The 16123-nt window shown below is 40.2% G+C and carries 13 protein-coding genes; all 13 read left to right on the forward strand.

Annotated elements, in window-relative coordinates:
* The first annotated feature begins 143 nt into the window (after nucleotides 1-143).
* Nucleotides 144-2426, forward strand: coding sequence for a DNA translocase FtsK (locus EKM61_RS02860; protein ID WP_075168904.1), 2283 nt, complete (start codon nucleotides 144-146; stop codon nucleotides 2424-2426).
* 109 nt (nucleotides 2427-2535) lie between these two features.
* Nucleotides 2536-3867: a UDP-N-acetylmuramate--L-alanine ligase gene (murC, locus tag EKM61_RS02865; RefSeq protein ID WP_068223626.1), complete on the forward strand. Its 1332-nt coding sequence runs from the start codon at nucleotides 2536-2538 to the stop codon at nucleotides 3865-3867.
* A gap of 227 nt (nucleotides 3868-4094) precedes the next feature.
* Nucleotides 4095-4802 (forward strand): Bax inhibitor-1/YccA family protein, encoded by a 708-nt coding sequence (locus tag EKM61_RS02870; RefSeq protein ID WP_068223628.1) that lies wholly within the window; start codon nucleotides 4095-4097, stop codon nucleotides 4800-4802.
* 199 nt (nucleotides 4803-5001) lie between these two features.
* Nucleotides 5002-7674: a DNA polymerase I gene (polA, locus tag EKM61_RS02875; RefSeq protein WP_068223631.1), complete on the forward strand. Its 2673-nt coding sequence runs from the start codon at nucleotides 5002-5004 to the stop codon at nucleotides 7672-7674.
* 9 nt (nucleotides 7675-7683) lie between these two features.
* Nucleotides 7684-8523, forward strand: coding sequence for a DNA-formamidopyrimidine glycosylase (gene mutM / locus EKM61_RS02880; protein WP_068223634.1), 840 nt, complete (start codon nucleotides 7684-7686; stop codon nucleotides 8521-8523).
* Nucleotides 8520-9119: a dephospho-CoA kinase gene (coaE, locus tag EKM61_RS02885; protein ID WP_068223637.1), complete on the forward strand. Its 600-nt coding sequence runs from the start codon at nucleotides 8520-8522 to the stop codon at nucleotides 9117-9119. Before mutM ends, coaE begins: the two co-directional genes overlap by 4 nt.
* Before the next feature lie 350 nt (nucleotides 9120-9469).
* Nucleotides 9470-9970, forward strand: coding sequence for a transcriptional regulator NrdR (nrdR, locus tag EKM61_RS02890; protein ID WP_068223640.1), 501 nt, complete (start codon nucleotides 9470-9472; stop codon nucleotides 9968-9970).
* Nucleotides 9971-9980: 10 nt separating this feature from the next.
* Nucleotides 9981-11354: a replication initiation and membrane attachment family protein gene (locus EKM61_RS02895; protein WP_068223643.1), complete on the forward strand. Its 1374-nt coding sequence runs from the start codon at nucleotides 9981-9983 to the stop codon at nucleotides 11352-11354.
* Nucleotides 11355-11356: 2 nt separating this feature from the next.
* Nucleotides 11357-12292, forward strand: a complete 936-nt coding sequence (dnaI, locus tag EKM61_RS02900) for a primosomal protein DnaI (protein WP_068376993.1) — start codon at nucleotides 11357-11359, stop codon at nucleotides 12290-12292.
* 312 nt (nucleotides 12293-12604) lie between these two features.
* Complete coding sequence (thrS, locus tag EKM61_RS02905; RefSeq protein ID WP_068223648.1) at nucleotides 12605-14590, forward strand: threonine--tRNA ligase; 1986 nt, start codon at nucleotides 12605-12607, stop codon at nucleotides 14588-14590.
* Between the two features lie 203 nt (nucleotides 14591-14793).
* Nucleotides 14794-15294, forward strand: a complete 501-nt coding sequence (gene infC, locus EKM61_RS02910) for a translation initiation factor IF-3 (protein ID WP_068226196.1) — start codon at nucleotides 14794-14796, stop codon at nucleotides 15292-15294.
* Nucleotides 15295-15335: 41 nt separating this feature from the next.
* Nucleotides 15336-15536: a 50S ribosomal protein L35 gene (gene rpmI / locus EKM61_RS02915; protein ID WP_068223651.1), complete on the forward strand. Its 201-nt coding sequence runs from the start codon at nucleotides 15336-15338 to the stop codon at nucleotides 15534-15536.
* A gap of 85 nt (nucleotides 15537-15621) precedes the next feature.
* A complete protein-coding gene (rplT, locus tag EKM61_RS02920) occupies nucleotides 15622-15978 on the forward strand; it encodes a 50S ribosomal protein L20 (RefSeq protein ID WP_068223655.1) in 357 nt (118 codons plus the stop codon).
* The last annotated feature ends 145 nt before the right edge of the window (nucleotides 15979-16123 follow it).

Raw genomic sequence — 16123 nt, forward strand, 5'->3', positions numbered from 1 at the left:
CCGTTTAATGAGCGACTTTAGGTCCTGATTAAAGGGGCCTTTTTAGTTGACAAAATCTTTGTTAAATTTTGGGAATAATATGAAAGTTTAACCAATTTACGTTATAGTTAGTTGTTAGAAGCTGTAAATGGAGGAAGTCAAAAATGAATCATTACGATGGCCCAGTTTTTCTTCGCTGGCAAGCTAGAAAACAAAAGCAGCGTGTGCCACAGAAGATGGCCACACAAAAAATTGCGCAGCCTCGGGTAACGGTACCTAATAAGCCTAAAGTTACGGCGCACCGATTTAGGCCAACCTACGTACCCCAAGCACCTCATCAGGTTCGTCAGGCCGAGGATCAGCGTTTGGACAAGTTGGCTACTGAATTGGAAACAGCTTTGGGTGTCAGTTTATTTTTTGCAGAAACAGGAACCGATTCAGTGGCTGCTTCAACGGCTGCGGTAGCAACTTCATTTACGTTGGCAACTGATGAGCAAAGTGAGTCTAGGACTGATGTGGAACCGACTAAGGCAGCTATTCCGCCAACGACCAGTCAAGCGGCCCAACCGCCAATAACAAATGAAATAAAATCTGCAAGTGTTGAAGACAATAAAAAGGTGGCGGTTGTTACAAATGCTTCAACAGCGGCCTCACAATCACAACAACCGGCTAAGAAGGTAACAAAAATTGATGAGCCGGTTGCATCCTGGCGAAAAGTTCTGGCCGCGATTAAGGCCTATCGATTGCAGCGCCAAGAAAGTCCAGCACAGACTGAAAAGGTGCAAACAAAAGTGTTGCCAGAGGTAATAAAAACATCAACGAAAACGGTGGCCACGGCCGCTGTTGAACCAATAGCGGTGGCGTCCACTGCGGCTGCAACACCCAATATAACGGTAAAGTCTATTGTGCACGAGTCTTCAGCACCAGTGGCAGAAGAGGCGACCGTTACTTCACGTGATGAAAAAATGCCGCAAAGTACCGCCGGTTTAAAAATAAAAAAACAAGTTTCCTTGGACGATCAACATTATCAGTTACCGCCATTAGATTTATTGCCTAAACCAGTTAAAACAAATACAAGCGAAATGAGTGCTTGGGTAGAAAATCAGCGCGTTGTTTTAAATGAAACCTTAAATGCTTTTAACGTTAAGGCAACGGTGGCACGTTGGAGTATTGGTCCGGCCGTTACTCAGTTTGAGATCTCACTGGCGCGGGGAGTAAAAGTTAGTAAAATCACTAATTTAAGTGACGATTTAAAATTGGCCTTGGCGGCAAAGGATATTCGAATTGAAGCACCAATTCCTGGTAAATCCACAGTTGGAATTGAAATCCCCAACTTGAAGTCGCGGCCGGTGATGTTATCAGAAGTTGTGGCAACTGAAAAATTTAAGGCTAGTCGCTCGCCGCTAACAATTGCCTTAGGCGTGGATTTATTTGGTCAACCAATGGTCACTAATATCGCTAAAATGCCCCATGGATTAATTGCTGGCGCGACTGGTTCAGGTAAGAGCGTCTTTATTAACAGCCTATTACTTTCGATTTTGTTTAAGGCTAAGCCAAGTGAAGTTAAATTATTACTAATTGATCCGAAGGCCGTTGAGCTTGCACCATATAATGGTTTACCACATCTATTATCGCCGGTGATTTCTGATCCGAAGGCCGCTTCTGCCTCATTGAAGTGGGCAGTGGAAGAGATGGAAAATCGTTATCAAAAGCTGGCGGCAGCTGGGGTTCGTAATTTAGAGCAATTTAATCAAAAGGCCGAAGCTCATGGCGATTATGGACTTAAGTTACCTTATATTGTTATCATTATTGATGAATTGGCTGATTTAATGATGGTGGCCTCAACTGAGGTTCAAGACTATATTGTTAGGATTACGCAAAAGGCCCGGGCGGCAGGAATCCACTTAATTGTGGCGACACAGCGGCCCAGTGTGGATATTATTACTGGAACAATTAAGAATAACATTCCAACTCGAATTGCCTTTATGGTTTCCAGTCAGATTGATTCACGAACCATTATTGATCAAGGTGGGGCCGAACGGTTACTTGGTCGTGGTGACATGCTTTACCTTGGAAATGGTCAGAGTCAGCCAATCCGCATTCAAGGAACTTACGCTGAGCCTGAAATTGACCCAATTGTCGCATTTGTAAAGAAACAACTGGCACCACATTATTTATTTGAGCCAGACGGATTACTGGAAAAGGCGGAAGAAAAAGAAAACCAGGATGAACTTTATCCCCAAGTTTTAACCTATATTGCGAATGAACAGCACGTTTCAACTTCGAAACTGCAACGTGAATTTAAAATTGGGTATAATCGCGCGGCCAGTTTAATTGACGATCTTGAGTCCAGTAAATTTATTTCACCGGCCAGTGGCTCTAAGCCAAGGGATGTTTATTTGACGCCTGAGGATCTGGCTCAACAAGATAATAGCGATTCAAATTAGGGTGTATTTGAACAAGATTAATTAAAAATAGTTTTAGTTAACACTCCTAAAAGGGAGCCAGGTTATGCTAAAATTAACTTACTGAGAGAAGAAAAGAGGACACTTAACAGTGGATAACAACACAGTTTATTATTTTGTGGGGATTAAAGGTTCCGGCATGAGCTCACTTGCGATGGTTTTACACGATGAAGGCTACCAGGTGGAGGGCTCCGATATTACGCAGTATACGTTTACACAACGTGATTTAGAGAAGGCGGACATTAAGATCTACCCCTTTGATGCTAAAAATATTCACGCTGGCTTAACCATCGTTGCTGGCAATGCCTTTGAAGATACCCATCCCGAAATTCAGGCAGCAAAAAAATTAGGGTTGCCAATTATTCATTATCCAGAATTACTTGGCCGAATCATTCAAGGACACACGAGTATTGGTGTGGCAGGTGCCCACGGTAAGACCAGTACAACTGGTTTATTAGCCCACGTTTTAAGCGGCATCGCGCCAACTAGCTATTTAATTGGTGATGGCTCCGGTAAGGGAATTAAGAACTCGCAATTTTTTGCGTTTGAAGCTGACGAATACCGTCGTCATTTTTTGGCTCAGGCACCTGATTATATGATTATGACTAATATTGATTTTGATCACCCAGATTACTACACTGGTATTGATGACGTTTTTAATGCCTTTCAAACTGAGGCTAACCAGGTTAAAAAGGGAATTTTTGCTTGGGGGGACGACCCTAAACTACGAGAATTAAAAACGAAGGTTCCCATCTATTACTACGGGACCAGTGAGCGGGATGATTTTCAGGCCAAAAATATTTTACGAACCGTTAAAGGTTCTGAATTCGATGTTTTGCATGCGGGGCAGAATCTAGGCCATTACAAGATTTCATTATTTGGCGAGCATAATATTTTAAATAGTTTGGCCGTCATTGCCGTTGCTTATATGGAAAAAATATCCGGGGATGAAGTTGCGCGGGAACTACTTAGTTTTAAGGGCGTTAAACGGCGTTTTTCCGAACGTAAAATGGCCGATATGACAATTATTGACGATTATGCTCATCATCCTTCTGAAATTAAGGCAACCCTTGATGCGGCGCGGCAAAAATATCCCGACAAGGAAATTATTGCTGTTTTTCAGCCACATACTTTTTCACGTACAATTGCTTATTTAGATGATTTTGCTAAGAGTTTAAATCTAGCAGATGTTGTTTATTTAACCGATATTTTTGGATCGGCCCGTGAAAAAGCAGGTAAAATTTCTAGTGCTGATTTAGGTGCTAAGATTTCTAAGGGTGGTACTGTCTTGAAGCAAGACAATATGTCACCGTTACTTGATTATCATGATGCCGTGGTTGTCTTTATGGGTGCCGGCGACGTTCAAAAATATGAAAAAGTTTACGAAGAACTCCTTAGTAACAGTAGCTTAAAAAATAATTAGCGTAGTGATTATTGTGTTTTACTTTTTAGCGGTTACAATTCAGTTGTGTTCTTTGCTAAATTTGGTAGAATGGGTTAACGGTGTTACCAAAAAACCAACTATTAGTTGATCAAATATAGGAATTGTAATGATGCGGCTTTAAAAATGAGTGCTTAAAGTTTCTATCTGTGCTGCTGGGAACACTACCTAATATAAGGAATTCCAAGAAGAAATGGAGTGTTGAATTAATGCAAGAAGAACCAAGAAGAATTTTAGTTAACGATACTGGTCTGGGTCGATTCTTAACTAAGGTCTACGGCTATATGACACTAGGTGTTATTGTTTCTGCTTTAGTTTCATTTTTGACTTTAACTACTTACCGGACCCAATTTTTTGGTTTTGTGAGTGCACACCCTGCTATTTGGTGGATTTTAATGATTGCTGAAGTTGGTTTAGTTATGGGGACAAGTTTTAGAGTGAGTCGTGGTGGCTTAATGTCATTTATGCTATTCATGCTATACGCTGTGATTAATGGGTTAACCTTGGCTTTAATTTTGTCAATGTACACTACTGGTAACATTACGACTGCTTTTGTTGCTGCTGCGGGAACCTTTGCCGGTATGAGCTTGTATGGTTCATTAACTAAACGTAATTTAAATGGCATTGGTCAAATGAGTTTTGCTGCATTAATTGGTTTGATTGTTGCAATGGTCGTTAATATGTTCCTACGCAATCCAATGATCGACTACGTTTTTTCCTTCATTGGCGTTATTATCTTTATTGGTTTAACGGCGTGGGATAGCCAACGTTTAAAGCTTATCTACCAGCAGCACGGCACCGAGATTAATACTAATGGCTTAGCGGTCATGGGTGCTTTACAGCTTTACATGGACTTTATTAATCTATTCTTGTTCTTCCTTCGAATTTTTGGTTTTGGCGGATCAAGCAATCGTTAAAATAAAGTTTAAAAAGATTAATGCGGGATAAAAGATCGGTTCAGGAGGTTAGCAAACGACTAATTAATTTAGAAAGTAATTAGTTGTTTGAACTAAATTCTGAAACGAACAACCTTTATTCCGCTTTTTTATGTTCAAAGCGTTTTTTAACTGAACATTTGGTAAAATTAGGTGTGTTATTTAAAAAAGGAGAATGATAATGGCGACTGACAAGCATTTATTATTGATAGACGGAAATAGTGTCGCTTTTCGGGCCTTTTTCGCGCTCCATTCTCAGGTTAATACGTTTATTAATCATGACGGCTTACATACCAACGCAATCTACGCTTTTAATACGATGCTAGACGTCGTTTTAAAAGAATTTAAACCCACTCACGTTTTAGTGGCCTTTGATGCAGGTAAAACAACTTTTAGAACTAAGGAGTTTGCTGAATATAAGAGCCAGCGTGCCAAGACACCCTCAGAATTATCTGAACAACTACCGTATTTACGCCAGCTATTAACCGCATATGGTATTAAATCATATGAGTTAGCGAATTATGAAGCCGACGATATTATTGGTACGTTAGCTAAAGAGGCAAGTCAAGCTGGATTTCAGGTTGATATAGTCACTGGCGATCGGGATTTGACACAATTAGCAACCGCAGAGGTGACGGTTAACGTTACAGTTAAAGGCGTTAATCAGACGGAGGCCTACACGCCGGAACATGTTATGGAAAAATATGGTTTACAGCCTAAGCAAATTATCGATATGAAGGGTCTTGCCGGTGATACTTCAGATAACTATCCTGGTGTCCGCAAGGTCGGTGAAAAAACGGCGATTAAATTATTAAAGGAATACGACAGTGTCGAGGGTGTTTATGAGCACCTTGATGATCTGAAGGCCAGTAAAATGAAGGAGCATTTACAAGAAGATCGTTCTAATGCCTTTTTAAGTAAAAAACTGGCAACAATTAATACTGCCGCGCCAATTAAGGTTTCAGTCACCGAACTCAAGCGACAAGAACGTGACCTTGATAAATTGATTGAATTTTACAAAGAAATGGACTTTAATTCGTTTTTAAGTAAGCTTGATTCGGCCGTGGCACCAACTGAAGTAGCCGCTAAAACGACGATAAAATTTGAACAATTAACGAATGAAAATATCAAGCAGGTTTTGGCTAAATTTTCCGGGCCGGTTGTGTTCTATTTAGAAATGTTAGCCAGTAATTACCACACTTCTGATTTTGCGGGATTTGTAATTGGCCAAGAGGATCATTGGTATTTTGGACGAGATATCAAATTATTACAGCAACCTGATTTCGTTGCTTTTTTTGCCGATAATCAACAAGCAAAATTAGTTTTTGATTTGAAACGGACATTTGTTGGCCTAAATCGGCTTGGAATTCGGCTAAACGGGACAACTTTTGATTTACTATTGGCTTCATATTTGTTAAATACGAATGATAACAGTAATGACCTAGGTAAAATTGCCCAGTTACATCAATACAGTGATGTTGCTACGGATGAAGAAGTTTATGGCAAGGGATCTAAGAAGGCTTTACCAGAAAATGAAACTGAATTTGCGGAACATCTGGCGCGTAAGGCGCGGGCAATTGAACAATTACAGCCTAAATTAAGCCATGAATTAGAAGCTAATGATCAGATCGGTTTATTTAATGAATTAGAAATACCATTAGCGCTAGTATTGGCACAAATGGAAATTGCTGGAATTAAAATCGATAAGGATCGTTTAAACGATATGCGGGGGTCCTTTAAGGAACGCATTCAACAAATTCAGGAAAAGATTTATGCGGAAGCAGAAGAAGAGTTTAACATTAATTCTTCCAAACAATTAGGGGCCATCTTGTTTGAAAAAATGAATTTACCAGTAATAAAAAAGACTAAAACTGGTTACTCAACTGCAGTTGGCGTCCTTGAAAAATTAAAGGGTATTGCACCAATTGCCAGTGATGTTTTAGATTATCGTGGTTTGACTAAAATTCAGTCAACCTACATTACCGGCTTACTGAAGGTCATTCATCCCGAGGATGGTAAAATTCACACGACTTATTTACAAACGTTAACGCAAACAGGGCGTTTGTCGTCGATTGACCCTAATTTACAGAATATTCCAGTGCGTGATGAAGATGGCCGGCAAATTCGCCAGGCTTTTGTCCCACGGGAAAAAGGGTGGCAAATTTTTGCGGCTGACTATTCGCAAATTGAGTTACGTGTTTTGGCCCATATTTCCCACGATAAAAATCTGCAGGCGGCCTTTAAAGAAGGAATGGATATTCATGCTAGTACGGCCATGCGAATTTTTAATTTGGATTCACCTGCCGATGTGACGCCAAATATGCGGCGTGAAGCGAAGGCCGTTAATTTTGGTATTGTCTATGGTATTAGTGATTACGGATTATCGCAAAACATTGGGATTACACGTCTCCAGGCAAAGAACTACATTGATAATTATTTCCGTGAATACCCTAATGTTCAGAAATATATGACTGACATTGTTCAGTCGGCTAAAGACCATGGTTACGTTGAAACCCTCTTTCATCGGCGCCGTTATTTACCCGACATTAACGCCAAAAACTTTAATTTGCGTTCTTTTGCCGAACGGACCGCGATGAATACGCCAATCCAAGGTAGTGCGGCCGATATTATCAAAGTTGCCATGTTGAATATGCATAAGGCACTTGAGGAGCACAAATTAAAGGCAACGATGTTATTGCAAGTACACGATGAATTAATTTTTGAAGCACCGGATGATGAAATTCCAGTTCTAAGAAAATTAGTTCCACAAGTGATGGACTCTGCAGTCGATTTAGAGGTTCCCATGAAGGTTGGTTTTGGTAGCGGGCCAACTTGGTATAACGTAAAGGATTAAGGTGACAAAATGCCAGAATTACCAGAAGTTGAGACAGTTCGGCAAGGGTTGCGCGAACTAATTTTGAATAAGACAATTGATCAGGTTCAGGTTTTATGGCCGAAGATTGTTAACGGCGATACTGAACAGTTTAGACAAACCCTACAGGGATTAACTTTTATCGAAATTGATCGTCGGGGCAAGTATTTATTATTTCGCTTGAGTGAGCAGATGACGATGGTTTCTCATTTGCGGATGGAAGGTAAGTACCGGTTAAATAAGCAGGATGATCCGGTCACGAAACATACGCACGTTATTTTTAATTTTACTGATGGGACTGCGCTCCGCTATTTAGACGTCCGCAAGTTTGGGCGAATGACCCTCATTAAAACGGGGCAGGAAATGACTTTACCAGGTTTGAATAAGCTAGGAGCCGAGCCAACTGCACAGACGTTTAAAATTGCGGACTTTACTAAAGGGCTTAAACGACATAAAAAAGCGATTAAACCAACGCTACTAGATCAACAAGTAGTTGCTGGCCTAGGTAATATTTACGCCGATGAGGTACTTTGGTTAAGCGGTATTAATCCGCTACAGCCGGCCAATACGTTGACAGATCAACAGGTGAAGTTATTACACGATAATATTATTGCTGAAATGAAACAGGCAATTAAGGCTAAGGGAACAACAATTCGTAGTTATACGGATGCCTACGGAGCCACTGGTGGTTTTCAGTTATCATTACACGTTTACGGACGCGAAGGTGAGGCCTGCGAACGTTGTGGTGGCACGATTGAAAAGACGCGATTGGCCCAACGCGGAACGCATTTCTGTCCTCACTGTCAAGTGTTAAACGTACCAACAAAATGACCGTGATTTTGGGCCTTACTGGCGGAATTGCCAGTGGCAAATCGACTGTGAGTCGTTATTTAAATGAATTTGGTTTTCCAGTAGTTGATGCCGATATCATTGCGCGGGAAGTTGTTGAACCAGGTACGATTGGGCTGCAACAAATTATTGCCACTTTTTCTGAAGCTGTGTTAAAGGCGGACGGTCATTTAAACCGGCAATATCTTGGGCGGATAGTTTTTGGCCAATCGAAGGAATTAGCAAAACTAACGAAGATTACGGCGCCCTTGATTCGGGAAACCATCACTAAACGTTTACAATTATTAAAAGAAAAGAAAGCGTCATTAATTGTTTTAGATGTTCCGTTAATGTTTGAAACTGGTTATGATAAGTTGACCGATGTGACTTTATTAGTTGAGATTCCGAAAGAATTGCAATTGCAACGGCTAATGAGGCGTGATCAGTTAACCTATACTGCCGCATTGGCGCGAATTAATACGCAGTGGCCATTGGCAAAAAAGCGTGCCTTAGCGGACGTCGTGATTGACAATAGTGGTACGGTTGCACAAACAAAACAGCAAATGTTAGATTTTTTAAAACAGAATCATTTTGTTTAATGTGTTACCAAATTAGCGAGGTTTCGCTTAAGCGACAATATCTTTTAATAAAGTTACTTGGCTGAAAGTATGATGAAAATGGTCGGCTATTGCGTGATTTAAAACCTTTTCTAGTATTTAGCTAGCTAATTTGGCCTAAAAATATTGGCACAAGTACTGTCGCTCGGGTTATATCCTTGCCTAATCAATCTGGCCAATAATGCTTTTCAATTATGGTGTAGAATCTAACTGGCTTTTCAATCAATAAGGTGAGGAATTTTTCCTGACCTTATTTGATTGTTGGACTTGCACCAATGGATTAATGGTATACTATTTCAGGTAAAGAACACTAAAGATGAGAGGTGTTAATTATGCAATGTCCTCGTTGCCATCACAATGGTTCGCGAGTTGTTGATTCACGGCCAACAGATGAAGGCCGGGTTATTCGCCGCCGCCGGGAATGTGAAAATTGTGGTTTCCGTTTTACAACGTTTGAACGCGTAGAACAAACACCGTTATTGGTTATTAAAAAGAATGGTACGCGGGAAGAGTTTAATCGTGAGAAGATTTTGCGTGGGTTAATTCGTTCTGCTGAAAAACGGCCTGTGACCATGGAACAAATGACGCAGATTGTTGATGAAGTTGAAAATAAGGTGCGTTCATTGGGTGAAAATGAAGTCGCCTCACAGGCAATTGGTGAATACGTCATGGGCTTACTAGCAGATGTTGACGAAATTGCTTATATTCGTTTTGCTAGTGTCTACCGGCAATTTAAGGATATGAATGTTTTTCTAAAAGAATTAAACGATATGGTAGAAAAAGATAAAAAACAAACTAATGATAAGAAATCAACGGATCAACCCAAAAAGTGAGGTGTGATGGTTGCAAAATGCCTTTTCTAATTTAAGTCCTAGAGACGGCTTTCTAGTGACTAAGGCAAATTATTTATCGGACTTTGATCGGCAAATTCTGACTTATTTATACCAGCCATTAATGGGAGTTACTGCGTTTAGTTTATTTTTAACGCTTTGGACGGAAATTGTACCGAACCCGCTGTTATCTGATCAAAAACCACATACAACTTTATTGGCACTGTTAAATATTGATTTACCGGATTTTTATGATAGCCGCCTACGTTTGGAGGCATTGGGTCTACTAAAAACTTATACGCGAACAGTCCCAGAAGGGCGTTATTTCGTTTATGAACTTTACGCCCCTCAGGCACCAAATGCTTTTTTTAAAGACGATTTATTGAGCTTATTGCTTTATGAAGCAGTTGGTGAAGAACGATTTAACGTTCTAAAAGATAAGTTTCGGTTACGTGTGGTCAGCAAAAAGGATTTAACGGAAATAACAAAAAATTTCCTCGAAGTTTTTCACGTGAACTCCGCCTTATTGGATAGTCCACCGGCCACAATTGCAGAAACCAAATCTGAATTTCAAGTAAAGGTGGCTAACCGTCCCAGCGTTACTTCAGAAGCTGAGCAAAGTTTTGATTGGTCATTTTTTAAGCAACAGCTAAAATCAAGTTTTGTTGACGATAAACAAGTAGACGAAAATCACCAATTAATTTTAACGATGCACCAGCTCTACGGAATTAGTGAATTAGAAATGGCACAATATATTGGTGAAAGTGTCAATGTGGCAACCAATCAATTGGATGTTAAGGCGTTCCGGCAATTGATTGCCCGCCAGTTTCGGGGACAATCAAATTTGACAACCGAAAAAACGGCCGTGACACGGAAAAATTTATCCAGCCAAGAATTAAAGAAGGCCGGTTTTAGTGCCTCTGATCAAAAATTAATTGCGGTTAGTCGTCAGTATTCGCCAGTCGAATTTCTACAACAACTAAAACAGCAACAGGGTGGTTATGTTGCCAGTAGTGAGGAACGGGTGCTGGAGCGTTTAGTTAAGCGGCAAGTGTTTCCTAACTCGGTCATTAATATTTTGATTCATTATATGATCAATGTCCGTAAAATGCCGACGTTAAATCAAAGTTATTTGGATAGCGTTGCCAATGGCTGGCTGCAGCACCATGTAACAACGCCTGAGGCCGCAATGAGTGAGGTTAAAGAATTCTACAAGCCTAAGAAAGTAACTAAGAAAAGAACGCGGGGGACAACTCGCCAAGAGACACTACCTGAGTGGGCCCAGGAAGGCTTTAAGGCGCCTAAGGAAGCTGTCTCTAATGAACAAGAACTGGCCCTGCAAAAGAGTCTAAAGGCACTGAAAACGTTACGAAAGGGTGGTGAGTAGTAATGGAAGATATGGGAAAAAATTTGCGCATTTTAATGAATCGTCGAAACCTTAATCAGCATTATGATGAACTAATGACACGAGTTATGAAGGATACTGACGTTCAGCAATTCATTACGGCTAATCAGAAGGCCATCGATCAGGCAACAATTGATCGTTCGGCGGCCAAGCTCTATGAGTTTGTAACTGAGAAGCATAAATTTTTGTCTGATAAAGCTTCTTTGGCCCCTGGCTACGAGCCAAAACTTTTCTTAAATCACCACTTCATTGACGTTACTTATGTTCCAACGGCAGAATTGGTTGCAGAACAAAAGGATAACGCCTTACGTTCACGGGTACACTCAATTAATATGCCTAAGAATATTCAGGCGGCACGTTTGGATCAGTTCTATCCAGAAAATCGTACTGGGGCACTTCAGGATGGCGTTACCTTTGTTACTGATTACATCAAAGAACCAAAAAAATTTCACCAAGGACTTTACCTGTATGGTAGTTTTGGTGTAGGTAAAACGTATTTACTGGGAGCAATTGCCCATGAATTGGCGGTCAATGGTTTTCAGACAACGCTACTACATTTCCCAACGTTTGCAGTAGAAATGAAGAACGCAATTGGGCAGAATAATTTAATGGAAAAAATTGATGTCATTAAAAAAGCACCAATTTTGATGTTAGATGATATCGGCGCCGATTCAATGTCTAGTTGGATTCGGGATGACGTTTTAGGTGTTATTCTTCAATTTCGAATGCAAGAAGAGTTAACGACTTTTTTCTCCTCTAATTTTTCAATGCAGGCGTTAGAAAAAGAACATCTAACAGTTAGTCAACGGGGTGAAAATGAGCCCCTGAAGGCAAAACGAATTATGGAACGTGTTCGTTTCTTGAGTCAGGAAGTTGAATTGTTAGGCCAGAATCGTCGCTTGAAGCCGAAAAATAATTAGATTAATTTTCAAGGTAGACTTGAATTAACAAATCGAGTGTGGTTCAATAAAAGTATCAACGAAGAAAGACAACTTTAACGAGAATTTACTTAAAGAGAGTGCACTGGTGCTGAGAAGTGCATAAGTAAAAGCGTTATTGACCGCTTTTTGAGATGCTCAATGCAAAGTTGAGCCGGTACGCAACCGTTAATAGCGCTAATAAGGAAACTTCATTTTGAAGTTTTAAATTTTGGGTGGAACCACGTTTATACGTCCCTGAAGCAACTATTGCTTCAGGGACTTTTTTTATTTATTTTAAGGAGGAATTTAGATATGGCAGAAATTACGTTAACGTTCCCTGATGGTGCTAAAAAGGCATTTGAAGAGACGGCTAGTGTGGCCGATGTGGCTAAGTCGATCAGCGTTAGTCTTGGTAAAAAGGCAATTGCGGGTAAATTGGATGGTGCACTAGTTGATTTGACTGCACCTTTAAAGCATGATGGGGCAATTGAGATTATTACCAAAAATGATCCCGCTGCACTACAAGTTCTTTGGAATACTGCTAGTTTAACGTTAGGTGCTGCTTTAAAGCATTTGTATCCAGAAATGCGATTCGGTGAACACGCCGTAACGGAGCACGGCTTCTATTATGATACAGATAATAATAAAAAACCGGTATCAGAGGATGATCTTGAGGCAATCAATCAAGAAATGCGCAAATTGGTTGAACAGGATGGTAAAATTACGCGTAAAACAGTTACTAAGGCTGCTGCTTTAGCACAGTTCAAGGATGATCAGTATAAAACGACTTTACTTAACAACTTGGATAGTGACGAAGTTGTTTTGTATCATTTAGATGATTTCGTTGATTTTGGTGAACAAGGTGTTTTACCAGATACGAAGGTTTTGAAGGTATCGAAGCTTTTGTCTGTCGCCGGTGCTTATTGGCAAGGTAAGTCCAGTAACAATATGTTACAGCGTGTCTACGGAACGGCCTTCTTCAGTGAGAAAGAAATGGAAGCTGATGATCAACGTCGCCAAGAGGCCCATGATCGTGATCACCGTGTTATTGGTAATAAGTTAGATTTGTTCTTTGTTGACCCGAAAGTTGGTGCAGGCTTGCCATACTGGATGCCTAAAGGTGCTACTATTCGTCGGACCATTGAGCGTTACATTATTGACAAAGAAATCTCCCACGGTTACCAGCACGTTTACACACCCGTTTTAATGAATTTAGATGCCTACAAGACATCAGGTCACTGGGATCATTATCGTGAAGATATGTTCCCACCAATGGACATGGGTGATGGTGAACAGCTTGAGTTACGCCCGATGAACTGTCCAAGTCATATCCAAATTTATAAGCATCATATTCGATCTTACCGGGAATTGCCAATTCGGATTGCTGAACTTGGCATGATGCATCGTTACGAAAAATCCGGCGCTTTATCCGGCTTACAGCGAGTTCGTGAAATGACTTTAAATGATGGTCATACATTTGTTGCGTTAGATCAAATTCAGGATGAATTTAAAAAGATTTTGAATTTAATGATTGAAGTGTACGATGATTTCGATATCCATGACTACTCATTCCGTCTAAGTTACCGTGATCCTAAGAACACTGCAAAGTATTTTGATGACGATGCCATGTGGAATCGTGCTCAAAAGATGTTGAAAGGTGCTATGGACGAACTTGGTTTGAACTACGTTGAAGCTGAAGGTGAAGCGGCATTTTATGGTCCTAAGCTAGATGTTCAAACTAAGACTGCTCTTGGTAATGAGGAAACATTGTCAACGATTCAATTAGACTTTATGTTGCCAGAACGTTTTGATTTATCTTACGTTGGCAATGATGGTGAAGAACACCGTCCAGTTATGATTCATCGTGGCCTCGTTTCAACGATGGAACGTTTCGTTGCTTACCTAACGGAGATGTATAAGGGTGCCTTTCCAACTTGGTTGGCACCAGTTCAGGCGGTTATTATTCCAGTTAAGAATGATTTACACGCCGGATATGCTTATCAAGTACGTGATCGGATGATTAAGGCCGGCCTACGTGTTGAGGTTGACGAACGTAACGAGAAGATGGGCTACAAGATTCGTGAAGCCCAAACTCAAAAGATTCCTTATTCATTAGTTATTGGTGATCAAGAGATTGAGGATGCAACTGTTTCTGTTCGCCATTACGGTGAAGAAAAGACCGTTGCCCAAGATACTAATATGTTTATCGACGCAATGGTTGCCGAAGTGGGTAACTATAGTCGGACTGGAAAGTCTTATCAGAATGATAGTACTAAACAACTTGACAAAAAGAATTAAACACGCTAAACTTTAAAAGTTGAGAATTAAAAGCAGAAGCAACCCGCTTCTCGCCTAAGTTGACAGTACAGTCTCTGGGCAGAATAACGTACGGATCAAGTTTGAATAACTTGTGGCGGGTTTTGCTATTTTTAGCAAAGCTCGTTTTTTTCTGCATTTTTCTCGAATTCTTACGGAGGTGAATAACCATAGCAAAAGACATGATGGTCAATGATGGGATTCGTGCTCGCGAAGTCCGCTTAATTGCGGAAAATGGTGATCAATTAGGAGTTAAAAGTAAACAAGACGCATTAAAAATTGCTGAACAAGCAAATCTTGATGTTGTCGTTGTTGCTGCTAACGCAAAGCCACCAGTTGCGCGGATTATGGATTACGGGAAATACCGTTTTGAGTTGCAGAAAAAGCAACGCGACGCCCGTAAGAAACAGAAAATCGTCAGCGTCAAAGAAGTTAGATTGAGTCCAACAATCGACCAAAACGATTTCGACACTAAGTTGAAGAACGCGCGGAAATTCTTATCTAAAGGCGATAAGGTTAAAGCGTCAATTCGTTTTCGTGGTCGTGCGATTACACATAAAGAAATCGGTCGTGATGTTCTATCGCGTTTAGCGAAGGAAACGGCAGATATCTCAACTGTTATTGCACATCCTAAAATGGACGGTCGGAGTATGTCGATGATGCTCCAACCAAATGCAGAAAAGTAAAGCTACTAAAATTAGCTTTATAGAAAGGGAAGATTTTAATTATGCCAAAACAAAAAACACATCGTGCATCAGCAAAACGTTTTAAGAAGACCGGTAACGGTGGTCTTTTACGTCATCACGCATACACGAGTCACCGTTTCCATGGTAAAACCAAAAAGCAACGTCGTTTCTTAGCAAAGCCATCAATGGTTTCAGCTAGCGATATGAAGCGAATTCGACAAATGCTTTCACAAATGAAATAGCATTTTATCGTTTAAATCTTAATTTTATGCGACCTTGGAACCTGAATTGAGTTCAGTCTGAGGTGTAATCAAGGAGGAATTTTCTATGCCACGTGTTAAAGGTGGAACAGTGACGCGTAAACGTCGTAAAAAAGTTTTAAAATTAGCCAAAGGTTATCGCGGTGCCAAGCATCTATTATTCAAATCTGCTAATGACCAAGTAATGAATTCATATCATTATGCATTTCGTGATCGTCGTCAGGTTAAACGTGATTTCCGTAAATTATGGATTGCACGGATCAACGCTGCAGCACGGATCAACGAAATTAGTTACAGCAAATTAATGCATGGTTTGAAACTTGCTGGAATTGATATCAATCGTAAAATGTTAGCTGACCTTGCTATTAGTGATGCTAAAGCATTTACTGCTTTAACTGACCAAGCTAAAAAGGCTTTAGCATAATTAATATCATCATCCATTTATAATCTATAAAAGTTTATAATCTATAAAAGGTTCGGAACAAAAGTTTATTGGGTCTCTGTCAAATCGTATTGGTGGAGATTTTGAACGGCACATTCACTTCGGTGAATGTGCTTTTTGTTTACTC

The organism is Loigolactobacillus backii (assembly GCF_003946275.1).
In the GTDB taxonomy this organism is placed as follows: Bacteria; Bacillota; Bacilli; order Lactobacillales; family Lactobacillaceae; genus Loigolactobacillus; species Loigolactobacillus backii.

Excerpts from the sequence above, each read along its gene's own strand:
- rpmI (WP_068223651.1), top strand. The coding sequence starts at position 15,336 with ATGCCAAAACAAAAAACACATCGTGCATCAGCAAAACGTTTTAAGAAG.
- rplT (WP_068223655.1), top strand. The coding sequence starts at position 15,622 with ATGCCACGTGTTAAAGGTGGAACAGTGACGCGTAAACGTCGTAAAAAA.
- infC (WP_068226196.1), top strand. The coding sequence starts at position 14,794 with ATGGTCAATGATGGGATTCGTGCTCGCGAAGTCCGCTTAATTGCGGAA.
- thrS (WP_068223648.1), top strand. The coding sequence starts at position 12,605 with ATGGCAGAAATTACGTTAACGTTCCCTGATGGTGCTAAAAAGGCATTT.
- mutM (WP_068223634.1), top strand. The coding sequence starts at position 7,684 with ATGCCAGAATTACCAGAAGTTGAGACAGTTCGGCAAGGGTTGCGCGAA.
- EKM61_RS02870 (WP_068223628.1), top strand. The coding sequence starts at position 4,095 with ATGCAAGAAGAACCAAGAAGAATTTTAGTTAACGATACTGGTCTGGGT.
- coaE (WP_068223637.1), top strand. The coding sequence starts at position 8,520 with ATGACCGTGATTTTGGGCCTTACTGGCGGAATTGCCAGTGGCAAATCG.
- EKM61_RS02860 (WP_075168904.1), top strand. The coding sequence starts at position 144 with ATGAATCATTACGATGGCCCAGTTTTTCTTCGCTGGCAAGCTAGAAAA.
- dnaI (WP_068376993.1), top strand. The coding sequence starts at position 11,357 with ATGGAAGATATGGGAAAAAATTTGCGCATTTTAATGAATCGTCGAAAC.
- nrdR (WP_068223640.1), top strand. The coding sequence starts at position 9,470 with ATGCAATGTCCTCGTTGCCATCACAATGGTTCGCGAGTTGTTGATTCA.
- polA (WP_068223631.1), top strand. The coding sequence starts at position 5,002 with ATGGCGACTGACAAGCATTTATTATTGATAGACGGAAATAGTGTCGCT.